Source organism: Halomonas sp. HP20-15, from assembly GCF_033446685.1.
Classification (GTDB): Bacteria; Pseudomonadota; Gammaproteobacteria; order Pseudomonadales; family Halomonadaceae; genus Modicisalibacter.
In genome coordinates this window covers 1-2,127 of the sequence record NZ_JAWQLY010000029.1, presented here as the reverse complement: position 1 = coordinate 2,127, position 2,127 = coordinate 1, and the positions used below count along the sequence as shown (strand labels likewise).

Genomic DNA, 2,127 nt, shown 5'->3' with positions numbered 1-2,127 from the left:
GCACTCCACACCAGCACCGCGACGAAGACCGCCACCCCGGCCAGGTCGACGACCAGCAGGCCGTGCGGCCACAGCATCAGCGCGCCGATCGGGAACATCAGCAGGCGCAGCCACCAGGACAGCTCGTGCTCCAGGTAGCCCTCCAGCCCGGCGATGATCGCGTAGACGCCGAACAGCGCCATCACGAACACCGTGACCATCTCCAGCGGCGTGCCGGTGATCAGCGGCGACCACACGAACAACAGCGGCACGATGTACAGCCCCTTGGCGAGCTTCCAGGCGGTCAGGCCGGTGCGCATCTGCGGCGTGCCGGCGATCGCCGCCGCGGCGAAGGCGGTCAGGCACACCGGCGGGGTGACGTTGGAATCCTGCGACAGCCAGAAGATCACCATGTGCGCGGCGACCAGCGACATGGTCAGGTAGTGCGGCGACAGCGCCTGCTCATAGAGCTGGCTCGAGAAGGTGTCGGGGACCTTCGCCAGCAGCGCCTGGGCCTCGCCCAGGCTCATCGGCCCCGCCAGCGCCGGCAGCTGGTCCGGCGCGGCGAGCATGAAGATCGCCTTGGCCTGCTCGGGCAGGTGGCCGGCCACCAGCAGATCGAGCAGTTGCTCGTTGGCCATCAGGTTGTAGAGCGCCGGCGCCGACAGCGTCGCCAGCACGATGTACGAGGCGGTGACCGGCAGCCCCATGCCCAGGATCAGCGAGGCGATGGCGATCAGCACGATGGTCACCAGCAGGCTGCCGCCCGCCCAGTCGGTGATCATCAGCGAGAAGGTGTTACCGATGCCGGTGGTCGAGACCACACTGATGATCAGCCCCACGGTGATCAGCAGGATCGCCGTGGTGATCATGTTGCGGGTGCCCAGCGCCAGCGCGTCGAGGATATCGCGGGGCTTCATCGGGTTCTTGGACAGCCACGACGCCACGATCACCGCGAGGATGGCGATGCCGGCGGCGTAGGTCGGGGTGAACCCGTAGATCAGGGCGGCGACCAGCATGCCCAGCGGCAGCAGGAAGTGCCAGCCGTTCTTGAGCACCGCGCCGATCTTCGGCGCGTTCGGGTCGGCGAGCTGCTGGGCGTTGCTGCGCTTGGCCTCGATGCGCACGAACATCGCCACCGACAGGAAATAGAGAAAGGCCGGCAGGGCCGCCACGCCGATGATGGTCAAGTACGACACCTGGGTGTAGGACGCCATGATGAACGCCCCGGCGCCCATCACCGGCGGCATCAGCTGGCCCCCGGTGGAGGCGGCGGCCTCGACGCCGGCGGCGAAGCGCGCCGGGAAGCCGGCCTTGCGCATCAAGGGGATGGTGATGACCCCGGTGGAGACGGTGTTGGCCACCGCCGAGCCGGACACCGAGCCCATCAGCCCCGAGGAGAACACCGCCACGAAGCCCGGGCCGCCGACGAAGCGCCCGGCGGCGCAGCGCGCCAGCTCGATGATGAAGTCGCCGGCGCCGGACTTGACCAGAAAGGCACCGAAGAGAATGAACATGAACACGTAGGTCCAGGAGATCCGCGCGATGGTGCCGAGCATGCCCTGGCCGCCGATGTAGCTACGAAACAGCACCGTCTCCCAGCTCAGCCCGGGAAAGTTGAAGATGCCATCGACGTACTGCCCCCACCAGGCGACGTAGGTCAGGGCGATCAGGCACAGCACGGGAATGAACCAGCCGGTGGTGCGCCGGGCGAACTCGAGGACCAGCGCCACGGCGACGATCGACGCCACCCAATCCGAGGCGATGAAGGTCACGCCCCGCGCGTACAGGGCATCCTCGAAGGCCATCAGGTAGATGACGCAGCCCGCCGTCGCCAGGGCGAGAATGATGTCGATGCCCAGCACCAGGCGCTTGGCGCCGGCGCCGGCCGGCCGCGCCATGGGCACCGACAGGGCGCACAGCACGCCGAAGAAGCCGAAGTGCATGGCACTCGTCCACAGCGTGGAAATGGTCGAGAAGGTGTTGAAGTACAGGTGCACCAGCGACGTGACGATGGCAAAGCCAAACAAAAAGCGCCCCAGCCAGGGATGCTGCAGGCGATCCTCGGCTTCGCGGGCGTCCTCGTCGCGGACCTGTTCGATGATGGGGTCGCTCACGGTTCACTCCTCGCGAATCGGTAACGAGCCC

The 2,127-nt window shown here is 67.4% G+C and carries 1 protein-coding gene; it reads right to left on the bottom strand.

The features are described from left to right. Positions 1-2,096: TRAP transporter permease (locus tag R6258_RS18685; protein WP_318453444.1), on the bottom strand; the 2,096-nt coding region annotated here is incomplete at its 3' end. Positions 2,097-2,127 lie beyond the last annotated feature (31 nt).